The organism is Kitasatospora sp. NPDC057542 (assembly GCF_042801945.1).
Classification (GTDB): Bacteria; Actinomycetota; Actinomycetes; order Streptomycetales; family Streptomycetaceae; genus Kitasatospora.
Genome location: NZ_JBHVFE010000038.1, coordinates 1 through 20,854 on the forward strand (window position 1 = coordinate 1; position 20,854 = coordinate 20,854).

The 20,854-nt window shown below is 72.8% G+C and carries 20 protein-coding genes; 10 read left to right on the forward strand and 10 right to left on the reverse strand.

Going from position 1 to position 20,854, the window contains the following annotated elements; translation table 11 throughout:
* Nucleotides 1-125: 125 nt before the first annotated feature.
* Nucleotides 126-662, forward strand: a complete 537-nt coding sequence (locus tag ACFU7Y_RS07715; RefSeq protein WP_224279534.1) for a hypothetical protein — start codon at nt 126-128, stop codon at nt 660-662.
* Between the two features lie 68 nt (nt 663-730).
* Nucleotides 731-985, forward strand: a complete 255-nt coding sequence (locus ACFU7Y_RS07720) for a hypothetical protein (protein ID WP_224279536.1) — start codon at nt 731-733, stop codon at nt 983-985.
* Between the two features lie 93 nt (nt 986-1,078).
* Here ACFU7Y_RS07720 and ACFU7Y_RS07725 read toward each other — a convergent pair whose 3' ends face one another.
* Together ACFU7Y_RS07725 and ACFU7Y_RS07730 are read right to left on the reverse strand one after the other, a co-directional pair.
* Nucleotides 1,079-1,279 (reverse strand): DUF397 domain-containing protein, encoded by a 201-nt coding sequence (locus tag ACFU7Y_RS07725; RefSeq protein ID WP_380766776.1) that lies wholly within the window; start codon nt 1,277-1,279, stop codon nt 1,079-1,081.
* A gap of 2 nt (nt 1,280-1,281) precedes the next feature.
* Entirely contained in the window at nt 1,282-1,806 is a 525-nt protein-coding gene (locus tag ACFU7Y_RS07730) for a Scr1 family TA system antitoxin-like transcriptional regulator (protein WP_380766777.1), read from the reverse strand.
* Between ACFU7Y_RS07730 and ACFU7Y_RS07735 the strand changes: the two genes are divergently transcribed.
* The gene (locus ACFU7Y_RS07735; protein WP_380766778.1) at nt 1,702-2,229 is read left to right on the forward strand and encodes a hypothetical protein; all 528 of its coding nucleotides are present in this window, start codon (nt 1,702-1,704) and stop codon (nt 2,227-2,229) included. The genes ACFU7Y_RS07730 and ACFU7Y_RS07735 overlap by 105 nt on opposite strands.
* A gap of 57 nt (nt 2,230-2,286) precedes the next feature.
* Here ACFU7Y_RS07735 and ACFU7Y_RS07740 read toward each other — a convergent pair whose 3' ends face one another.
* Both ACFU7Y_RS07740 and ACFU7Y_RS07745 read right to left on the reverse strand, forming a co-directional pair.
* Entirely contained in the window at nt 2,287-2,838 is a 552-nt protein-coding gene (locus ACFU7Y_RS07740) for an NIPSNAP family protein (RefSeq protein WP_224279544.1), read from the reverse strand.
* On the reverse strand, nt 2,835-3,311 hold the full coding sequence (locus ACFU7Y_RS07745; RefSeq protein WP_380766779.1) for a hypothetical protein: 477 nt from the start codon (nt 3,309-3,311) through the stop codon (nt 2,835-2,837). The genes ACFU7Y_RS07740 and ACFU7Y_RS07745 overlap by 4 nt, the downstream gene beginning before the upstream one ends.
* Before the next feature lie 62 nt (nt 3,312-3,373).
* On the opposite strand from ACFU7Y_RS07745, the gene ACFU7Y_RS07750 reads away from it, so the two are divergent.
* Complete coding sequence (locus ACFU7Y_RS07750; protein ID WP_380766780.1) at nt 3,374-4,303, forward strand: helix-turn-helix transcriptional regulator; 930 nt, start codon at nt 3,374-3,376, stop codon at nt 4,301-4,303.
* A 3-nt stretch (nt 4,304-4,306) separates the two neighbouring features.
* Here the strand turns inward: ACFU7Y_RS07750 and ACFU7Y_RS07755 are convergent, their stop codons facing one another.
* Entirely contained in the window at nt 4,307-4,501 is a 195-nt protein-coding gene (locus ACFU7Y_RS07755; RefSeq protein WP_224279550.1) for a DUF397 domain-containing protein, read from the reverse strand.
* Nucleotides 4,502-4,698: 197 nt separating this feature from the next.
* On the opposite strand from ACFU7Y_RS07755, the gene ACFU7Y_RS07760 reads away from it, so the two are divergent.
* From ACFU7Y_RS07760 to ACFU7Y_RS07770, 3 genes are all read left to right on the forward strand, one after another.
* Nucleotides 4,699-6,168, forward strand: coding sequence for a TIR-like protein FxsC (locus ACFU7Y_RS07760; RefSeq protein ID WP_224279552.1), 1,470 nt, complete (start codon nt 4,699-4,701; stop codon nt 6,166-6,168).
* Nucleotides 6,165-10,172 carry an FxSxx-COOH system tetratricopeptide repeat protein gene (gene fxsT, locus ACFU7Y_RS07765; protein WP_380766781.1) on the forward strand — a complete coding sequence of 1,336 codons (4,008 nt, stop codon included), beginning with the start codon at nt 6,165-6,167 and terminating at the stop codon, nt 10,170-10,172. The genes ACFU7Y_RS07760 and fxsT overlap by 4 nt, the downstream gene beginning before the upstream one ends.
* A gap of 184 nt (nt 10,173-10,356) precedes the next feature.
* Nucleotides 10,357-11,319 (forward strand): D-glycerate dehydrogenase, encoded by a 963-nt coding sequence (locus tag ACFU7Y_RS07770; protein ID WP_224279556.1) that lies wholly within the window; start codon nt 10,357-10,359, stop codon nt 11,317-11,319.
* Here ACFU7Y_RS07770 and ACFU7Y_RS07775 read toward each other — a convergent pair.
* The 3 genes from ACFU7Y_RS07775 to ACFU7Y_RS07785 form a co-directional block, all read right to left on the reverse strand.
* Nucleotides 11,290-12,186: an alpha/beta fold hydrolase gene (locus ACFU7Y_RS07775; protein ID WP_224279558.1), complete on the reverse strand. Its 897-nt coding sequence runs from the start codon at nt 12,184-12,186 to the stop codon at nt 11,290-11,292. The two genes, ACFU7Y_RS07770 and ACFU7Y_RS07775, sit on opposite strands and share 30 nt — an antisense overlap.
* A 23-nt stretch (nt 12,187-12,209) precedes the next feature.
* Nucleotides 12,210-13,127: a DUF4231 domain-containing protein gene (locus tag ACFU7Y_RS07780; RefSeq protein WP_224279560.1), complete on the reverse strand. Its 918-nt coding sequence runs from the start codon at nt 13,125-13,127 to the stop codon at nt 12,210-12,212.
* 297 nt (nt 13,128-13,424) lie between these two features.
* Nucleotides 13,425-14,189: a sugar isomerase domain-containing protein gene (locus ACFU7Y_RS07785; RefSeq protein WP_224279562.1), complete on the reverse strand. Its 765-nt coding sequence runs from the start codon at nt 14,187-14,189 to the stop codon at nt 13,425-13,427.
* A 220-nt stretch (nt 14,190-14,409) separates the two neighbouring features.
* Here ACFU7Y_RS07785 and ACFU7Y_RS07790 point away from each other — a divergent pair, with 220 nt between their 5' ends.
* Nucleotides 14,410-15,102: a metal-dependent transcriptional regulator gene (locus tag ACFU7Y_RS07790; protein ID WP_224279564.1), complete on the forward strand. Its 693-nt coding sequence runs from the start codon at nt 14,410-14,412 to the stop codon at nt 15,100-15,102.
* Between the two features lie 435 nt (nt 15,103-15,537).
* Here the strand turns inward: ACFU7Y_RS07790 and ACFU7Y_RS07795 are convergent, their stop codons facing one another.
* A complete protein-coding gene (locus ACFU7Y_RS07795) occupies nt 15,538-16,254 on the reverse strand; it encodes a bifunctional DNA primase/polymerase (protein ID WP_224279566.1) in 717 nt (238 codons plus the stop codon).
* A gap of 306 nt (nt 16,255-16,560) precedes the next feature.
* Between ACFU7Y_RS07795 and ACFU7Y_RS07800 the strand changes: the two genes are divergently transcribed.
* Together ACFU7Y_RS07800 and ACFU7Y_RS07805 are read left to right on the forward strand one after the other, a co-directional pair.
* Nucleotides 16,561-17,937: a transcriptional regulator gene (locus tag ACFU7Y_RS07800; RefSeq protein ID WP_224279568.1), complete on the forward strand. Its 1,377-nt coding sequence runs from the start codon at nt 16,561-16,563 to the stop codon at nt 17,935-17,937.
* A gap of 230 nt (nt 17,938-18,167) precedes the next feature.
* The gene (locus ACFU7Y_RS07805) at nt 18,168-19,349 is read left to right on the forward strand and encodes a hypothetical protein (protein WP_380766783.1); all 1,182 of its coding nucleotides are present in this window, start codon (nt 18,168-18,170) and stop codon (nt 19,347-19,349) included.
* A gap of 74 nt (nt 19,350-19,423) precedes the next feature.
* Here ACFU7Y_RS07805 and ACFU7Y_RS07810 read toward each other — a convergent pair whose 3' ends face one another.
* The gene (locus tag ACFU7Y_RS07810; RefSeq protein ID WP_380766785.1) at nt 19,424-20,725 is read right to left on the reverse strand and encodes an ABC transporter substrate-binding protein; all 1,302 of its coding nucleotides are present in this window, start codon (nt 20,723-20,725) and stop codon (nt 19,424-19,426) included.
* Nucleotides 20,726-20,854: the final 129 nt, after the last annotated feature.

The window sequence follows — 20,854 nt, forward strand, 5'->3', positions numbered from 1 at the left end:
CCGCTTCGGCTCTCCGCCGAAGCGGCGACGTCACTCCAGGCCGCATCGTGTGCGCGAGAAGTCGGCCCGGCCGACTTCCTACGCGAGACTTGGGGGTGATGTTCGAGGGTGGGGTAGGTGGGGAGATGGCTGACTTCGTCGAGGTGATGGGGCTTCTACGGTCCACGCTGGCGGCGCACCGGGATGAGCTGAGGCTCCTGGACTGTGACGTGCCGCTGGGTGGGGACGGCAGCTCGGTTCCCGAGGGGACACCGGAGGGGGTCAGAGAGCTGGTGGCCGCCAGTGACGGGCTCTACCTGGATCACTCGTGTCGGCTCTACAGCGCCGACGAGTTGGCCGACCGGCAGTGGGCGGAGGGGCTGGAGAGGGCGGAGCTGCCGGACGGTGGGGTGCTGGAGGACGCCTCGCGGTTCTTCTACTTCGGGGAGGCACGGTTGAATCCGCTGCTGGTGGATCGCGACGGCAGCGTGTGGCGGGTGCCGGACGAGGGGTACCTCTGGTTCACCGGGTGTCGGGTCGAGCCCATTACGGGCAGTGTCGAGGAGTTCTTCTTCGAGTGGATCGTGGGGGAGCGCTTCCGGGATCTGGCGGGGCTCGATGAGGACGGTGCGACGACGAGTCACTGGTATCGCGTGTTGGGCCTCGCGGGACTTGTGAGCTGATCCCGCCCCCGCGCCCCGGCAAGGACCGGGGCGCGGGGGGCGATGCTCTGTTGACTACGCTTCTCCGGGTGTTGATAGCCATTGCTGTATTCGCGGGTCTTGTGGGATTGATCAACCTCGTGCAGGTGTTCACCGGGCGCCAGCTGGTTCGACCGGCTGCCAGCCGACGCACGGCGTTGGAGATCCGCCGACAATCGGCTGCCGCAGCCTTCGCGATGCTCGGGGTGTTCCTGGTCGGGCTGCGGGTGTTCTGGGGTCTTCTGCCCATGCTGATCGGCTACGTGGCGCTCCTGCTCGTCCGAAAGCGCGCGCCGAAGCACTGAGGACTCCCACCCTCAACTGACCGGGTCAGCGGGATGGGTGTGCGAACCGTCCGCGGCCCCTTGCAGGAAGCAGGAGGCCGCGGACGGTTCGCTTCAGGAGCTGGTGGTGAAGTGGTCGAACTCGCCGGCCTTGGCGCCGCGGAGCCAGGCGGCGAGCTTGGTGCGGGTGGTGGTGACGATGTGGGTGGGGTCGTCGGACTCGCGGATGTAGACCAGCTCACCGTCGGAGGCGATCTCAAGGCAGTTGGTTTTGGTGCCGCTGAAGCTCGACTTCTGCCAGTTGAGCTGTCCCATGCTTACCTTCGTTGTACTGCGTACCGAATGTGCTGGAGCAGGCCCCATGAGTCGTGAGATGTGGGCGAGGGCTCGGACGCACTTGCCGACAGGGGCGGGAGTGCCAAGCCCCTGAGTCGTTCGAACTGCCGCCTGAAAGAGGCTACTGCGTCAGGCTCTCCGAGGAATGGCGAGCCCTGGGGTTGTTCCATCAGGACGGTGTCCAGCCTGGAGTGCCGGCCGTGAAGCAGCATGAACGGAGTGTCGGTTTCGGCGAGGACCGTGCAGTCGAACGGGAGGATCTGAATGGTGATGTGCGGCAAACCACCGGACACGGATCTGCCCGGCCGAACACCGCGCCTCCGCGGCCGGGGCCGGAGTTGCGACGGGAAGTGCAGCGGCGGCAACGGTGCGATGTCCGTTCCCGCTCCTAGGATCGCGGCATGCCCGATGCCTTCACCGTTCTGTGGACCCAGGAGACCTGCCGTGCCCTCCGCAAGGAGGGCCGCGTGGGCGAGCGCCCGCCGGTCGCCTTCAGCGGGGCGCACTCCTCGCTGCCCGCCTGGTCGGGCGCCCGCGCCGGGGACGAGGTGTATGCGGTGCACGTCAACCGGGGCGAGGTGTTCGTGGTGAGCCGGATGCGGGTGGTCGACCTGGAGCGGGGCGACTGCTGCGGCGAGGCTCCGGCGACGTGGCGGGACCGGGCGTTCCCCGGGCACGAGGACTGGGTGGCGCTCGGCGCCGGCGGCTGCGGCGCCTCGGCGGTGCACGTGGACTCGACGCCCGTGCGCTTCGACCAGCCGATACCGGGTGAGCTGCTGGGGCAGCTCACCTGGCGCAACCGCCGGAACCAGACCCGCGGCCTGAAGTACGTGGTGGATGGCCGCCTCGAACGCGCAGTCAGCCTCCAGGGCTTCTACCGGCTGACCCCGGAGTCGGCCGACGAGCTGGCGGAGCTCGTCGGCCCTTGACCTTCGGAGCTGCGCTGCACGGGAAGTCGGACGGGCCGACTTCCTGCGCACGGCCGGCTACGGCGTCACGGGCTCCAGGCGGAGTTGCCGGAACGGCCAGGGCGGCGGCTCGGCCGGACCGAACCACACGCGGACGTCCTCGCCGGTGCGGACGGGCAGTTGGGGGAAGTCGTTCTCGGCGTGCTCGGTGCGGTGCAGCGCGTGCTCCGGGCCCAGGTGTTCGGTGGCGAAGGAGGCGAAGGCGTCGCCGTCGGTGGGGTGGCAGACGGTGGCGAGCACCTCGCGGGCGCCTGTTTCCGGGGCGAAGCCCGGGCCGCGCAGCAGCAGGACGTCGTCGCTGTCGACCATGGTGGCGTTGGCCGCGTCGCGGTGCTCCCGCCAGACCGGGCCGCCGTAGAAGGCCTCCAGCGCGCGGCGGCGCTCGGGCATCGAGGGGAAGGCGCGCAGCCAGACGAAGCGGTCCGGGTCGTCCAGGTCGCGGAAGCGCCCGCCGAGGGTCATGCCGACGGCCTCCTGCCCGGTCACGAACTCGCGCTCGAACAGCTCGATCAGGGTCTCGCGGGCGCCGGGGTGCAGGGTGTACTGGCGCAGTTCGACGATGAGGTTCACGCGCCGAGCCCGTCGAAGGCCGCGCCGGTGCGGGTGAGGCCCATGGTCCAGTTGAGCTCCCAGCTGCGGCCCTCGTCGGCGGAGAACTCCTGCTCCCAGCGGGCGGTGTCCGGGCCGAGGCGGTACCAGGTGAAGTGCACCCGGATCGGGCGGCCGCCGTAGGCGTCCTCGCCGTGGAAGTCGCCCCGGTCGCCGGTGAAGCCGCCGGTCACCGGCGGGTCCAGCCGGCCGGTGCGGCTGTCGGACCAGAAGATCGACCACTGCTGCTTCTCGCGGTCGAACAACCGCAGGGTGACGCCCCGGCGGTCGAGGGTGGGGAAGACGATCTCGTCGATGTTGCCGGCGCCCCCGAACAGCGGCCGGATCGCGCAGTGGCCGGGGAATTCCTCCCAGGTGTCGCTGCCGGTGAGCGGCGCGGTGAGGCGGCGGTTGGCCACGTCCCAGGAGCCGTGCAGGAAGTCGAAGTCGTTCATGCGGGGAGGCTAGGGGCGGTCCACTGACATCCTCTGTCAGTGGAGACCGGGATACTGGCGGCATGCGCGCGAGCCGGCTGGTGGCCCTGGTCCTGCTGCTCCAGAACCGGGGGCGGATGACCGCCCGGCAGCTGGCCGAGGAGCTGGAGGTCTCCGTCCGTACGGTCTACCGGGACGTCGAGGCGCTGGCCGCCGCCGGTGTCCCGCTGTACAGGGATGCCGGGCACGCCGGTGGCTACCGGCTGGTCGGCGGCTACCGGACCCGGCTCACCGGGCTGACGGTGGACGAGGCGCAGGCCGCGTTCCTCGCCGCGCTTCCGGGTGCGGCGGCCGAACTGGGCCTCGGCGAGGCGCTCGCCACCGCCCAGCTGAAGTTGCGGGCCGCCCTGCCGGCCGAGTTGCGCGAGCACGCGGGGCGGATCCAGGAGCGGTTCCTGCTCGATGCCCCCGGTTGGTACGGGGAGGCGGACCGTACGCCGCACCTGGCCGCGGTCGCCGCCGCGGTGTGGGAGCGGCGGGCGGTGGTCCTGCAGTACCGGCGTTGGCGGGCGCCGGAGGAGATCGAACGGCGGGTGGAACCGTACGGGCTGGTGCTCAAGGCCGGGCGTTGGTACCTGGTCGCCACCGGTCCCTCCGGTGTGCGCACGTACCGGGTCGATCAGATCGTCGGACTGCGCGAACTGGCAGAGGAGTTCGCGGTGCCGGCCGGGTTCGACCTGGGCACGTACTGGACGGGCTACCTCGCCGACTTCCGGGCCCGGCTGCACACCGGGGAGGCCCTGGTCCGGCTCACCCCGGAGGGCGCCCGGCGCCTCGGGGTGGCACCCGGGGGCGACGGCCGCACGGAGGCCCGGGTGCCCATCGAGTCGATCGACCACGCCCACGGGGAGTTCCTGCGGCTCGGCGCCGACGTCGAGGTGCTGGAACCGGCCGAACTCCGTGACCGCATCGCCGCGACGGTGCGGACCCTGGCGGCCCGCTACCCGGGATGACCCTCAGGCGACGAAGTGGTCGAACTCGCCGGCCTTGGCGCCGAGGACCCAGGCGTTGAACTTGGTGCGGGTGGTGGTGACGACGAGGGTGGGGTCGTCGGACTGCCGGATGTAGACGTGGTCGCCCTCGGAGGCGATCTCGATCCAGTCGTCCCTGTCGCTGCTGGTGCTGGACCTCTGCCAGTCGAGGTGGTCCACGGATGTCCTCCCGGTGGTGCGCGGCGGCCGGAACGAGGGTACTGCTCCCAGTGCACGGACAGCGGCATCGTTTCGGTCATGTCAATTCGTGCGAGACGTTGTGCTATTCCATTGGGGTGTCAGTCGTTCCTACACTGAAGCCCCGCCGCACGGGGGCTGCGGGAGGCAGGTTGCCGACGGGCCCGGGGGAGGCGCGTGTGACTGACCGGGGCTGGGACGAGGACGACGCCCGGCCGTACTTCTTCCTCTCCTACGCGCACACTCCCAAGGCCGGTGCGCGGGGCGCGAGCGATCCGAACCACTGGGTCAGGCAGTTGTACCGGGATCTCTGCGAGGCGGTGCTCCAGCTCACCACCGTCCCGGACGGGGTCGCGGTCGGCTTCATGGACGAGTCCATGCACCAGGGCGAGTTGTGGGCCGAACGGCTGTCCGACGAGTTGGCGACGTGCCGGGTTTTCGTACCCCTCTACTCCCCGAGGTACTTCAACAGCGTTCCGTGCGGCCAGGAATGGCACGCCTTCACCCGCCGGCCGGTCTACCCGGCGAACCTCGACTCCGAGCGCACCAGCGGCATCGTGCCGGTGCTGTGGGCACCGATGAGCCGCTACCGGCTGCCGAACGTGGCCAGTGAACTCCAGTTCAACCACACGAGTTTCGGGCCCGAATACGCCACCGAGGGCCTGTACGCGCTGATGAAGCTCAGCTACTTCCGCTCCGCCTACGAGCTGGCCGTGCACCGGCTGGCCGCCCGGATCGTCCAGGTCGCGGAGGAGACGGTGATCCCGGTGGGGCGGCGGCTGGAGTTCAACGGCCTCCCGAGCGCGTTCAACGTCACCGCCCCGACCAAGCAGCTGCGGATCTCCGTACTCGCCTACCACCAGAACGAGTTGCCCGCCGACCGCAGCCCCGACTACTACGGCGAGCGGCGCACCGACTGGCACCCGTACCAGCCGGTCGGCTCGCCGATCGCCCAGCACGCGGCGCGGCTGGCACGACAGTTGGGGTTCCAGCCGACCGTGCACGAGTTCGACGACGAGGTCGAGTCGATCATCGGGGGCAACGCCGAGGCACCCGGCCTGCTGCTGCTCGACCGCTGGGCGCTGCGCGACCCGCGCCGGCGCGAGCTGGTCCGGCGCTTCGACCGCTCGGAGGCCGCCTGGGTGAGCATCCTGGAGCCGTTCAACGGCGACGACCCGGAGTGCGCCGATCGTGCGGACGAGCTGGGCGACCTGAGCGACGAGACGCTGCGCATCACCCGGCGGGCGAGCCGGCCGAGCTTCCTCGGCGCGACGGGCCCGACCGGGCTGCACACGCTGGAGGACTTCGACGACGCGCTGCCCCGGGCGGCGATGAAGGCCAAGTACGCGTTCGAGGGCCGCACCCGGGCCGAACCGGAGGAACCGCCGCCGCCCCGGCCGAGCCTGCGGGAAGCGTTCCGGCGCGGGGGAGGCGGGTACGGATCGGACGGAGCCCAGGCGGACCCCTTCGACGACCCCGACCCCGACCAGGACAACGGCAACACCGGCAACACCAACGGCAACGGCCGCACCCACCGCCGAAGTCGGAACACCGGCAACGACCCGCACCGCGCGCACGACCCGTACCGCGACGACGGCGATGAACCCGATGACGGGATGGCGCCCTTGGGAGGACGAGGACCGCGATGACTGACAACCGCACCAGGAACCTTCGCCTCGGCGGGCCCACCCCCGTCGATCCGGTCGCCCAGCGGGAGGCCGAGCGGCAGGCGGCGGATCAGGACCGCAACGGCCGGATCATCACCTTCTACTCGTACAAGGGCGGCACCGGCCGCACCATGGCGCTGGCCAACACCGCCTGGATCCTGGCCGCCAACGGTTTCCGCGTGCTCACCGTGGACTGGGACCTGGAGGCGCCCGGCCTCGCCAAGTTCTTCCACCCGTTCCTCGACCCGGCCTCGCTGGCCGGCACCACCGGCATGATGGACCTGATCGCCGAGTACCGCGAGGAGGCGCTGCGCCCGGTCGAGCACGCCGAGGGCTGGCACCTGGACTTCGCCCGGGTGCACCCGCACGCGCTCTCGCTCACCTGGCCGCACTTCCCGTCCACCGGCAGCCTGGACTTCCTCTCCGCGGGCCAGTTCAACCGGGACTACTCCGAGGCCGTCACCCACCTCGACTGGGACATCTTCTACGACCGCTTCGACGGCGGGCAGTTCTTCGACGCCCTCAAGGCGGACATGGCCAAGCGCTACGACTACGTGCTGATCGACTCCCGCACCGGCCTGTCCGACATCGCCGAGATCTGCACCGTCCAGATGCCCGACGACCTGGTCGTCTGCTTCACCCTGAGCGACCAGTCGATCGACGGCGCCTCCCGGATCGCCCAGCACATCCACGACCGCTACCGCGAGCGCGGCATCCGCATCCTGCCCGTCCCGATGCGCATCGACGAGGGCGAGAAGGAGAAGGCGGACGCCGGCCGCGCCCTCGCCCGGGTCCGCTTCGACGGTCTGCCCGCGGGCCTCAACGGCGAGGAACTCGCCCAGTACTGGGGCTCGGTGGAGATCCCGTACCGGCCGTTCTACGCGTACGAGGAGATCCTCGCGACCTTCGGCGACCAGACCGGCACCCCGACCTCGATGCTGGCCGCCTGCGAGCGGCTGACCTCCATGCTCACCGACGGCCGGGCGCCCGGCCTGCCGCCGATGGACGAGACCGTCCGGCTGCGCTACGTGGACGCCTTCACCCGCCGCCGCCCGTCCGTGCCCGCCGACCTCTACCTCTCCTACGTCCCCGAGGACCGGATGTGGGCGGACTGGATCGAGTCCGTCCTCACCCGGGCCGGCTTCCGGGTGCTGCCCCGCGACCTCAGCGCCGGCACCGACCCGCGCGAGGAGACCGAGCGCGGCATCGACTCCGCGTTCCGCACGGTCGCCGTGCTCTCGCCCGCCTACCAGCGTTCCCCGCAGGCGCGGGCGCTGTGGGAGTCGGTGGTCAGCTCCGACCCGTCCGGCACCCGGCGCCAGCTGCTGCCGGTCCGCGTCGGCGACGTCCGGCTGACCGCGCCGTTCAGCAACCGCAACCCGGTCGACCTGGTCGGCCGGGACGAGAACCAGTCGATCCTGAGCCTGCTGCGCGCGCTCGGCCGCGGCGAGGTGCCGCTCGACGACGCGCCCAACGGCGGCCCGCGCTTCCCCGGCAGCAAGCCCTCGGTGTGGGACGTCCCGCCGCGCAACCCCTCCTTCACCGGGCGCGCCCCCGTCCTGGAACAGCTGCGCAACCAGCTGCGCGGCGGCATGGCGGCCGTGCTGCCCACCCCGCAGACCCTGTACGGGCTCGGCGGCGTCGGCAAGACCCAGGTGGCGCTGGAGTACGCCCACCGCTTCATGTCCGACTACGACCTGGTCTGGTGGATCGACGCCGAGCAGACCGAGCTGGTCGCCCCGGCGCTCGCCGAACTCGCCCGCCGGCTGGGGCTGCGGGTCGGCGACTCGGTCACCGAGGCCGCCGAGGCGGCCCGGGAGGCGCTGCGGCGCGGCGTGCCCACCTCGCGCTGGCTGCTGATCTTCGACAACGCCGACGAGCCCGCCGAGATTCGCCGGTTCTTCCCCGGCGGCTCCGGCCACATCCTGGTCACCTCCCGCAACCAGGCCTGGACCGGGCACGCCGAGGCGCTGGAGGTCGACGTCTTCACCCGCGGCGAGAGCGTCGAGCACCTGTGCCGGCGCGCCCGCAGCCTCTCCCGCCCGGACGCCGACCGGGTCGCCGAGGCGGTCGGCGACCTGCCGCTGGCCGTCGAGGTGGCCGCCGCCTGGCTGGACACCACCGGCACCCCGGTGGACACCTACGTCTCCCAGCTGCACGCCGAGGCCGCCCGCGCACTGGCCGTCGGCCGCCCGGCCGACTACCCGACCCCGGTCGCCGCGACCTGGAACGTGTCGATCGGACGGCTGCGCCAGCAGTCCCCGGCGGCCGTCCGGCTGCTCCAGCTCTGCGCGTTCTTCGCGCCCGAGCCGATCTCGATGAACCTCTTCTACAGCGACCAGATGATCCGGGCGCTGGTGAAGTTCGACGCCGACCTCAGCGACAAGTTCATGTTGGGCAAGGTGATCCAGGCGATCGGCCGGTACGCGCTGGCCAAGGTCGACGCCGGCAGCAACAGCTTCCAGGTGCACCGGCTCGTCCAGGCGGTGATCCGGGCCGGGATGACCGCCGACGAGCAGGAGATCGCCGTCCACGAGGTGCACCGCATCCTCACCGGCGCCCGGCCCGTCCTCGGCGACACCGACGACCCGGCCAACTGGCCCGCCTTCGACGAGATCTGGCCGCACCTGTCGCCGTCCAAGGCGCACAACTGCGACGAGGCGGACACCCGCCAGCTGCTCATCGACCGGGTCCGCTACCTGTGGAAGCGCGGCGAACTCGACCGCGCCCGCGACCTCGGCCACGCCCTGGACGCGGAGTGGACCGGCAAGCTCGGCGAGGACGACCGGCAGACCCTGCTGCTGCGCTTCCAGCTCGCCAACGTGCTGCGCTCCCAGGGCAACTACGCCGAGGCGCTGGCCCTGGACGAGGACACCCTGGAACGCCAGCGGGCCCTGCTCGGCGAGCACCACCCGTACACCCTGATGACGGCCGGCTCGCTGGGCGCCGACCGCCGGGCGCTCGGCCGGTTCCAGGCCGCCCTCGACCTCGACCGCGAAATCCTCGACCAGTTCCGCGAGTTGTTCGGCGACGACAACCCGCGCACGCTCTCCATGGCGAACAACCTGGCGATCGACTACCGGCTGGTCGGCGACAGCGAGGCGGCCCGCGAACTCGACCAGGAGACCCTCGACCGGCGCACCGCCGTCCTCGGCCCCAAGCACCCCTACACCCTGTCCACCAAGTCCAACCTGGCCCGCGACCTGCGCGAACTCGGCGACTACCGCGGCTCGGTGGACCTGCTCCAGGAGGTCACCTCCGACCTCGGCGACGTGCTCGACCCGGACCTCCCGGAGAACCTGCGCAACGCCAAGTCGCTGGCCGTCTCACTGCGCCGGATCGGCCAGCTCGCCGAGGCCCGCCGGATCACCAAGGAGACCTACGAGCGCTACCTGGAGCGCTACGGCGCCGACGCCCCCGACGCGCTCGCCTGCGCGCTCAACCTGGCCGCCGACCACAGCGCCTCCGGCGACAAGGAGGCCGCCCGCGACCTCTGCTCCACCGTCTTCGAGGGCCACCGGCGGCTGTTCGGCGACGAGCACCCGTTCACCCTGGCCTGCGCCAACAACCTCGGCATCTACCTGCGGGGCAGCGGCGACGTCCAGGGTGCCATCGAGCGCGGCCGGCTCACCGTCGAGGGGCTGACCCGCTCGGTCGGGCCGGAGCACCCGTACACCCTCAATGCGATGATCAACCTGGCCAACGCCTACGGCGACGACGGGCAGATCGACCGCGCCGAACGGCTCGGTCGGGCCGCGTACCAGGGGCTGTGCGACCGCTACAGCGCCCAGCACCCGGACGCGGTGGCCTGCGAGGCCAACCTGGCGATCACCCTGCGGTCGGGCGGGCGGCACACCCAGGCCGCCGAGCTGCGGGCGCGGGCCATCTCCGAACTGATCCGGCAGGTCGGCGAGGAGCACCCCAACACGGTCTCCGCGCGCGGCTGGAAGCGGATCAACCGCGACCTGGAGCCGCAGCCGGTCTGATCAGGAGGGGGCGGGGTACGCTCCAGGGCCATGAGCGAGCGCAGCGAGAGAGTCGTCAAGAGGTGCGCGTGGGCGAATGCCCCTGCCGAGCGAAGCGAGGCGGGCGCATGAGTGAGCGCAGCGAGCGAGTCGTCAAGAGGTGCGCGTGGGCGAATGCCCCTGCCGAGCGAAGCGAGGCGGGCGCATGAGCACCCCGCCCCCGGTCCTGGTCACCAGGCGCCTCGCCCCCGGCGTCATCGAACGGCTGACCGCGCACCACGCCGTCACCTACCACGACTCCGACCTGACGATGGACCGGGCCGAACTGCTGGACGCCGTCCGCGGCCGGCGGGCCGTGATCACCACCCTGGACGACCGGGTGGACGACGAGTTCCTCGACGCGGCCGGCCCGCAGCTGGCCGTCGTCGCCAACCACGCCGTCGGCTACCACAACGTGGACGTGGCCGCCTGCGCCGAACGCGGCGTCCTGGTCACCAACACCCCCGGCGTGCTCACCACCGCCACCGCCGACATGGCCTGGGCGCTGCTGCTGGCCGCCACCCGCCGGCTCGGCGAGGGCGAGCGGCTGCTGCGCTCCGGCGAGCCCTGGGTCTGGGCGCCGAACTTCCTGCTCGGCCTGGAGCTGGCCGGCACCCCGCTGGGCGTGCTCGGCATGGGCCGGATCGGCCGGGCGGTGGCCCGCCGGGCCCGCGCCTTCGACATGCCGGTCAGCTACCACAACCGCGGTGAACTGCCGGCCGAGCAGGCCGAAGGCGCCGACTGGAAGCCGCTGGAGGAACTGCTCGCCACCTCCACCGTGCTGGTCGTCACCTGCCCGTTCACCGCCGAGACCCGGCACCTGCTGGACGCCCGCCGGCTCGCCCTGCTGCCGCGCGGCGCGGTGGTGGTCAGCATGACCGCGGGCGTGGTGGACGAGGAGGCGCTGGCCGCCGCGCTGGAGTCCGGTGCGCTGTTCGCCGCCGCCGTGGACAACTTCGAGCACGAGCCGGCCGTCCCGTCCGCGCTGCTCGCCCAGGAGCGCGCGGTGCTGGCCCCGCACCTGGGCAGTGCCACCGTCCGCACCCGGCAGGCGATGGGCGGCCTGGCGGTGGACAACGTGCTGGCGGTGCTCGGCGGCTCAGCGCCCCTGACGCCGGCGAAGGGCTGACCCCGGACCGCCCCAGCCGGCCGCCCAGGCGAGCGCGGTGGTCATCACCCGGAACGCCCCGAAGTGCGCGGCGCCGGGCTCCAGGAACAGCTCGGCGTCCGGGATGTGGTCGGCCAGCCAGCGGGAGTGGTCGACCGGCGAGAACTGGTCGTCCGCGCCGTGCCAGAGCCAGGTCGGCACCCGGACCGACCCGACCTCGAACCCCCAGTCGGCGGTGAAGGCCAGCACGTCGTCGATCCAGCCGTCCGCGCCGTGCCGGAACGCCTCCCGGTAGTTGCTCTGGAGCATCCGCCGCAGCCCGCTGTCGGCCACCACCTCCCGGTCGGCGGCGGAGAGTTCGGTGCGCAGCCCGTTCAGCAGCCGGACCGGGTCGTCCTTGATCTGCCGGGAGCGGAACTCCATCGCGTCGGCGATCCGGCCGTGCCCCCGCTCGGCCTCCCGGTAGGCACGGACGTTGGACGGGGTCATCCCCGCGTACCAGTCCAGGCCGGCCGCGTTGCGCGGCGCGAGGCCGACCAGCACCGCCACCCGGCTGACCCGCTCCGGCAGCAGCGCCGCGCAGGCCAGCGCGTGCGGGCCGCCGCCGGAGCGGCCGAGCACCGCGAAGCTCTCCAGCCCGAACTCGTCCGCGATGGTCCGCACGTCCGCGGCCGCCGCGCTCACCCGGCGGCCGAACAGCCGGGTCGAGTCGCCGTAGCCGGGCCGGTCGTACGAGATCAGCCGTACCCCCAGCCGGTACAGCACCGTGCTGCGCGGGTGCGGGCCGACCCGGCTGCCGGGCATGCCGTGCAGCAGGAACACCGGACGGCCGCGCGGGTCGCCGAGGGACTCGACGGCGAGGGCGCGGTCGTCCGCCGTTTTGACCATCCGTAACGACACCTGCGGCCTCCTCAGTGCTCCGGGTCGGTTGCGTGCTCCCGGTCGGTGGTGGTGCGCACCTCCCGGCGGGCCTGCCAGGTGGTGTGCTCGCGGGAGATCGCGTCCTCGGCGTCCCGGGCCAGGCGGGCCCAGATCTCCTCGGCCTCCATCGACTCCAGGTCCAGCTGGGCGAGTTGGCGCTGGATCTGCGCCAGCTCCTCGGCGGCCAGGGCGTACGCGGCCGCCAGCGGCCGGTACTGGCGCAGCTGCGCCCAGGCGGCGACCGAGGCGGCCACCGCCGAGACCGTGCCCAGCGCGTCGTAGCCGAACGCGCCGAGCGCCCGCAGCAGGGCGAGCACCAGGCCGAGCGCGGGCAGCAGCACACCCAGCACCCCGGCCCAGTGCCCGGCGCGGGCGCAGTGGCGGGCCTTGGCGCGGTACCAGTCGTGCTGCAGCTGGATCCGCTCGGCCAGGTACACCTCGCGGCGCACCGCCAGCGGCTGCTCGCGCAGGTCGCGCATCGCCGGGGTGATCCCCGCCCCGTCCTCCGGGACGGCCACCGGGCTGTCCCGGAACGCGCCGAGCACCCGGGCGAGCTGGAAGTGGTACAGGCCCTCGGCGTCCGGCAGGGCGCGCGGCGGCGGCTGGTAGGCGTCGGCCCGGACGGCGTACTTCCAGGCCAGCGTCTTCACCGACTCGGCGGCCGCCCGGCCCTCGTACCAGAGGCCCTGCGGGTTCTGCCGGCTGACCACCACCGCCAGCGCGACCGCGCCGAGGTAGGCCACCGCCGCCGACCAGGCCCAGGGCTCGCCGTCGGCCGAGCCGGTCGCCGCGGCGAGCACCAGCAGGACCAGCTCCCAGGCGGAGAGCAGCACCGAGCGTCGCTGCCCGTGCAGCGAGGCCGCGTCGGCGGCCCAGAAGAACCCGGGCAGCAGGTCCCGCTCACGCATCCACCCGGTCCGTCCCGCAACAGACGCCATGTTCGGCCCCCACCAGTCGCTCCGGTCGCACCGCTCTCCTGCCCCGGGCGGCTCGCCGGTACGCCTGGTGACGGCCGGGGCGGCCGGATGTGGCCGGGAAGCCCCGATGGTTGTCCGGTACTCCCCGTGCTCGATCCGGCACCCAGCGTGCGAGAGGGGTGGCGGGGGCGCGCGGTGGCCGGCGGGTGCGCGCGGGCGACCGCCGGGGGCGGGCCGGAGAGCGCGGACCGGCGGGTGCGGATCAGTGCGTGCGGGCCGGCAGGTGCATCAGTAGGTGTAGAAGACCCGCTCGGCGTTCTCGGCCATCTGCTTGGCGTTCCACTCGGTGCCGCCCGGGACGTTGCCGGAGCGGAACAGCGGCGGCGCGGGGCACTCCCCGGCGGCCGCCCGGTCGGCCAGTCGGCCGACCGCCGAGGCGACCACGGCCTGCATCAGCGCGCTGGTCACGATGGTGGAGACCGGCCCGAAGGTGGTCTCGGTGCCCGGGTGGGTCAGCTCGCCGTCGCCGACCGCGATCTTGCTGTCCAGCACCACGTCGCAGTGGTCCTTCAGGTAGGTGCCGGTCGGGTGCGCCGAGGGCACCTCCTGCGGGTACGCCAGCGAGGTCACCCCGACCACCTTCAGGCCGCGGTCCCGGGCGTACCGGGCCAGCTCGACCGGCATCACCTGGCGGCCGGAGAGCGAGATCACGAACAGCAGGTCCCCCGCGGTCGCCGGAGTGAGGTCCAGGGTGGCGGTGGCCAGCCCGGAGACCCGCTCCAGCGCGCTGGACAGCGGCGCGGGCATCACCGTCACCCCGGCCATCCCGGGCACGTTCAGCAGGTTCACCGGGACCAGCCCGCCGGCCCGGTAGACCACGTCCTGGGCCGGCAGCGAGGAGTGCCCGGCACCGAAGGTGAAGACCCTGCGACCCTCGGTCATCGCCTCGGCCAGCAGCGCGGCGGCGGCCTCGATGGCGTCGGCCTCCTCCTCGCGGACCCGCTGGAGGTGGGCGATCGCCGCGTCGAAGTACCTGCCGACCAGGTCGTTCATCTGGTGCCTTCGCTCTCTGCCGGTGGGGGAGCCGGCCGGGTGGGGTGGTCCGGGTGGTCCAGACCGCCGGTGGAGAAAGCTTCGGCGAGCACGGTCGCGCCCCGGCGGCATCGTTGTCAACAGGAACAAAACGGCTCTCCGGAGCCCCGGGGCGGGCCCGGTTGCCGGTCCGGTACGTCAGAATTGGCGATGAGGACACCGAAGAACGGAGCCAGCGGCGATGTCTGGGCTGATCGACACCACTGAGATGTACCTTCGCACCATCCTGGAGCTGGAGGAGGAGGGCATCGTCCCGATGCGCGCCCGGATCGCGGAGCGCCTGGAACAGAGCGGGCCCACGGTCAGCCAGACGGTCGGCCGGATGGAGCGCGACGGGCTGCTCCAGGTCGCCGGGGACCGCCACCTCGAACTGACCGAGGACGGCCGCCGGCTCGCGGTGCGCGTCATGCGCAAGCACCGCATCGCCGAGTGCCTGCTCGTCGACGTGATCGGCCTGGAGTGGGAGCAGGTGCACGAGGAGGCCTGCCGCTGGGAGCACGTGATGAGCGAGACGGTCGAGCGCAAGGTGCTCGCCATGCTCGGCCACCCCACCCAGTCCCCGTACGGCAACCCGATCCCGGGCCTGGACGAGCTGGGCGACACCAAGGCCGAGGGCGAGGGCTTCGACGCCGGACTCGTCCCGCTGGACACCGTCAAGCCGGGCGACGCCGGGGCCGACGTGGTGGTCCGTCGGATCGGCGAGCCGATCCAGACCGACAGCGCGCTGATGAGCACCCTGCGCCGGGCCGGCGTCCGGCCGGGCTCCACGGTCAAGGTCAACATCGGCGTCGCCGGTGTGCTGGTCGGCACCGGCGACAACGCGGCGGAGCTGGGCAAGGACATCGCCCAGCACGTCTTCGTCGCCCAGGCCTGAGCCGCCGGCTCCACACCCCGGGCGCCGGCTCCGAACCGGAGGCGCCGGATCCGAACAGCCGAGCGGGCCCGCTGCTCCCCGTGCAGCGGGCCCGCTCGCCTCCCCGTTCCCTCCCGTCCCTCCCTGCTCCCTCCCGTTCCCCTCCACCGCCGCCGCCCGGCTTCCCCGTCCGAGCGCCCCTGCCGGCGTCCCCACACATCGCAATTCCTCCCCTCGGCCGATCATGGCAATCCTTGAGTGCTGTCACTCGTACGAGGGGCTTTTCCGGTTGATCAGCGGGTACACGGAAGCCTTATCCGGACATGCGCATGACGGACCCCGTCTCCGGTGGGAGACAAGGCCCGTCACTCGCGCGCGTTGTGTCGCGCAGTGCGCGCCCTCACCCGATCGGCGGAGGGCGGCAGATCCAGGGGGCCGGACGGAGCCGGTCCGGGCTCAGCCCACCGGCGCCGGCCGGGCGGCCCGGGCGGCGCGGACCGAGCGCGCCTCGCGTCCGCAGGCGTACGCGAGCGGGCTGATCAGTTCGGCGGCGTCCGGCAGCCAGCGGTTGAGCGCGGAGGGGGAGCGGGCCCACTGGGCGTACCCCAGGGATCCGATCCGGGACGGCGGGGCGACCGTCCAGTCCCCCTCGCCGCGGGCGACCAGGTCCAGCCGACCGGGCGGCCGGCCGAGTCGGCGGAGCATCTCCGGGAGCCTGGCCGCGGCCCCGGGCAGCACCAGGAAGTGCAGCCGTCGCCCGATCCGCCCGGACGCGGCGGGCTGGACCACCACCGGGCCGAGCTGGAGGTCCATCCGCTCCATCCGGGCGAGCGCCAGGCAGCCGGCCGTCTCCGGGACGTCCAGGACGTCGAACGAGCGCCCGGTGGGCAGCAGGATCGACGCCTGCGGCCGCTCGGTCCACCAGTGCCGCACCGCGCCGAGACCGGCGCTCGCCTTCCGTGCCCAGTCCGGGTCCAGCGGGTGGGCGCCCGGCATCGTGCAGCGCCGGTCACCGCAGGAACAGCGGACGCCGTCGTCGTCGCCGTCGTCGATCAGCCAGGCGCCCGGCGCCACCTCCCAGTGGCGGGTCTCGGCGTAGCCGATCGCTTCGGCGAGCAAGGGGGGCGGAGCGGCCTTCTCGTTCCGGCCCGCGGCGTCGGGGATGTCTTCCACGGGGTACTCAACTACCGTGTGTGAGGCTGGTTACGGCCCGATGGCGCCCGGTTGGGTGCATCCCGGCAATGTCACCCGTTCCGGTTAGTCGACCGAATTGAAGGGGCCGAGGGCAGGCGCAGCGGGGGCGCACAGGAGCATTTCCCAGGGCGCAAGGGGGGTGCGGTTCGTCACCGTGGGTATCCCGCTGGCGTTGCTGATCGCTAACCTGGTGTCAGATTCCTTGGACGGTCGGACAGTCGGCAACAGATCAGCAGAATCGTCGCCCGCCGGCCGGGACCGGAGGGTGTGGGGAGGCGAAGCCCAATGGCCGCGAGACCACTCGTCGCACGACAGCCCAACGAGCGTCTACAGCAACTGATCCAGGAGGCCAGCTGCTCCAATGCCGGCCTGGCCCGGAGGGTCAACCTCTGCGGCGCCGAGCACGGGCTGGACCTTCGGTACGACAAGACCTCCGTCGCCCGCTGGCTGCGCGGGCAGCAGCCGCGCGGGCAGGCGCCGGCCGTGATCGCCGAGGCCCTGGGCCGCAAGCTAGGCCGCAGCGTGTCGGTCGAGGAGATCGGCATGGCGGACGGCAAGAACCTGAGCTCCGGCATCGGGCTCCAGTTCGCGCCGACCATCGGCGCCGCGCTGGAGCAGGTCTGCGAGCTGTGGCGCAGTGACGTCGGCCGGCGGGACTTCCTGACCGGCGCGACGGTCGCCGCCTCCGCGCTGGTGGAGCCCAGCCGGGACTGGCTGATCACCCCGCCGGATCCGGTGGTGGCGCGGGCCGGCGGCCCCCGGGTCGGTCCGACCGACGTGGCCGCGATCAAGGCGACCACCGCGATGCTGGTCGACCTGGACCACCGCTTCGGCAGCGGCCACGTGCGCCCGGTGGTGGTGCACTACCTCAACTCGGTGGTCTCCGGCCTGCTCGGCGGTGCCTACCGGGAGGAGACCGGGCGCCAACTCTTCGCCGCGGTGGCCCGGTTGACCGAACTGGCCGGCTACATGGCGGTGGACACCGGTCAGCCCGGGCTCGCCCAGCGCTACTACATCCAGGCGCTGCGGCTGGCCCAGGCCGCCGACGACCGCGGCTACGGCGGCTACGTGCTGGCCGCCTCGATGAGCCACCTGGCGGCCACCCTCGGCAACCCGCGGGAGATCGCCCAACTCGCCCGCGCCGCCCAGGAAGGCGCCCGCTCGGTGGCCACCCCGACGGCGATGGCGATGTTCTACGCCGCCGAGGCCCGCGGCCACGCCCTGCTCGGCGACGCCCGCTCCTGCGAGACGGTGTCGGCCAGGGCGCTGGAGATGATGGAGAAGCGCCGCCCGGAGGACGACCCGGACTGGATCGCCCACTTCGACGACGCCTACCTCGCGGACGAGCTGGCCCACTGCCACCGGGACCTGGAGCAGGCCGGCCAGGCCGAGCACTACGCCCGCCGGGCGCTCGACCTGCACCCGCCGACCCGGGTCCGGCGCCGCGCGGTGGACCTCGTCCTGCTGGCCACCGCCCAGCTCCAGCAGCGGGACCTGGAACGCGCCTGCGAGACGGGTGCCCAGGCGGTCCGGCTGCTGAGCGGGCTGCGCTCCAACCGTGGCGTGGAGTACCTGGACGAGTTCCGGCGCAGGCTGGAGCCGTACCGGGAGCAGCGGGTGGTCCGCGAGTTCCACGCCCGGGCGGATGCCGAGGCGGCTTAGGGCCTGCCTGTCACCTGGGCCTGCTTCGCCCCGGGGCCGGGGGCGGCCCGAGCCCGGGGCGGCCCACGGACCGTCTGTGCAGGGAGCGTGACGGATGTCCCGCCCACGTGGTCACCCGGTGAGGCGAACCGGTAGCGTGGGCGCGACGTCCAAGGAACTGTGATGCTCCCAAGAACCGACGAGATGTGGTCCGCCGTCAGCGCGCGGTCCTGCACAGGTGAGGAATCGCGTTGAGTCAGCGCCGCTCGTACCCGAACTCCGGTGACTTCAACCTGGACGACCTGTTCCGCCCCGAGCCCGGCCAGTCGCAGGGGCAGCCGGGCCAGCCGCAGGCCCACTCGGCCGTGCCGCCGGTGGGGCAGCCGTCCGGGCAGCCGGAGTACCTCGGCGAGGGCGCGCACGCGCTGCCGACCCAGGCCATGCCCGCGCAGCCGGTGCCCGGCCAGCCGGTGCCCGCGCCGGGCGCCCCGTGGGGTGCGCCGCAGCCCGGGTACGGCGCCCCGCAGCCCGATCCGGCCCCGGAGACCCAGCACCTGCCGCCGTACCCGGTCGGTGACCCCCAGGCGGCCGGCTACCCGGGGCAGGTCCAGCCCGGCTACCCGCAGCCGCAGCCCGCGCCGGGGTACCAGGCCTATCCGCCGGCCGCGCAGCCGGCCTACCCGGCCCAGGACTACCACCAGGGCTACGCCCCCGAGCAGGGCCAGGACTACGGCCAGGGCTTCGACCAGGGGTACGACGCGACCCAGGCGGGCGGCTCGGGCCGCGGCGGACGCCCGTCCAACAAGCTGATCATCGGCGGCGTGGTGGCGGGCTGTGCGGTGGCCGGCATCCTGGTCGCCGTCCTGGTCGGCGGCGGCGAGCCCAAGGACGGCAAGAAGACCACCCCGGTGGCCGCCGCCGGCACCACCACCGCCGCCGGCCCCGGCACGCCGAGCGCGAGCGGCTCCGGCGCGGCCGTCGACCCGGACGTCAAGGCCCAGGCGCAGCCGCTGTCGGACCTGCTGGGCACCGCGAGCGACAGCCGCAGCTCGGTGGTCTCCGCGGTCGGCTCGGTGCAGAAGTGCGACAAGCTGCCCGAGTCCCAGCAGGCGCTGACCGCCGCGGCCGGCAAGCGGCGCGAGCTCCAGGGCAAGCTCGGCCAGCTGAAGACCGACAAGCTGCCCGGCGGCCAGCAGCTGGTCGACCAGCTCAACGCGGCCTGGACGGCCTCGGCCCAGGCCGACGACGAGTACGCGGCCTGGGCACAGGACGCGCAGGGTTCCTGCGACGCGAAGAAGCAGGACAACCAGCACTACAAGAACGCCGTCCAGGCCAGCGGCACCGCGACCACCGCGAAGAAGCAGGCCGCCACGCTCTGGAACGCGATCGCCGCCCAGACCGGACTGCCCAACCGGAACGACGGCGACCTGTGAGCGACGGCGGCCGGTGAACGACGGGAGGGAGGACGGGCCTTCCGGCCGTCCCCCCTCGCCCCGGGCGGTTCGCGTCAGGCCGGCGGCCGGCCCCCGGTGAGCGCCCAGCGGATGTCCACGAAGCCCGGCTGCTGCAGGGTCATCCGGCCGTTCTTGACCACCTGGTAGGTGACCCAGGTGTTCACCAGCCGCGGTGACCCGCTGCTGGGCAGCATGTTGGTGGTGCCCCAGTTCAGCGGCGGGGTGATCCCGATGTCGATGCCCTCGCCGCTGTCCAGCAGCGAGGAGACCGCCTTCGAGGTGACCGGTCTGCCGGCCTCCGCCAGCTTCTGCACCGCCGTCCGGAACACCTCGTACGCGGCCCAGGTGGTCTGAACGCCCGGGTCGGAGACGTCGATGGGGCGTCCGCCGGTGGTGTCGGAGCGCACCACCGCGCGCAGCCCGTCCCAGATCTTCGCCGACTCCGGCGGGTACCAGCTGGTGACGTAGGCGCCGCCCAGCGGGCCGGAGTCGCCGCCGGTGGAGTCCACCACCGACTGCTGGACGCTGCCGATCACCGAGGCGATCCGGGTGTTCTTCGGGTTCAGCCGCCGGTAGGAGTCCAGCAGGTTGCCGGTCGGCTCGGCGGCCAGAGCGCTGGTGACGCAGTTGCCCGGCTCGTCCTTGCCGACCGCCTTGCGGACCACCGGGGTGTAGTCGGAGGACTGCTCGGGCGCCTTGACGTCCGTCAGCTTGATCCCGGCCGGCCGCAGTGCGGTGCCCAGGTAGCCGAGCAGGTTGTCGCCGGCCGGGGTGTCCGGGCGGACCAAGGCGACGGCCTTGCAGCCGGCGTCCACCAGCTGGCGGCCGTTGCCCGCGATCAGTGCCGGCATGCCGCCGTCCACCGGGTAGGACAGCGGGCTGGAGAACTCCGGCTGGGAGAGCCCGTAGCCGCCGATCAACGGGATGCCGGCGCGCTCCAGCACCGGCATGAACGCCTCGCCCCACTGGCTGTAGGAGCCGATCACGGCGACCGCCTTGGCGTCCACCGCCTGCTGGGCACAGGCGCGGGCGCCCTCCGCGGTGTTGTGCTCGTTGCAGGTGAGCACTCGCAGCCGGTGGCCGAACAGTGCGCCCTTGGTGTTGACGTCCTGGCCGATGGCGGAGGCGAGCGCGGTCATGCCCGGGCGGTCGGCGGACGCGGTGCCGGACGGGGCCCAGGTCATCACGGTCAGGTCGTCGCCGCTGGTGGAGGCATCGGCCGGTCCGCCGCACGCGGAGGCCGAGAAGAGGGTGGGGAGCAGGGCCGCGGCGGTCACCGCGGCTGCGATCGGGCGTCGGCGGCGGCGTCGCACGACCTGGGGACGGCCCTGGAACGAGTCCCTTCGGCTGGTCATCGGTATTCCCTCTCTGGGGCGCACTCCGGCGCACCGGATCAAGCCAAGCCCCGGCGCCACAAGCCGAGAGGGCCGAAGTGCGAACGGATGGCAAACGGCGGCCGAAATCCGGAGCGGTACGCGTGTAGA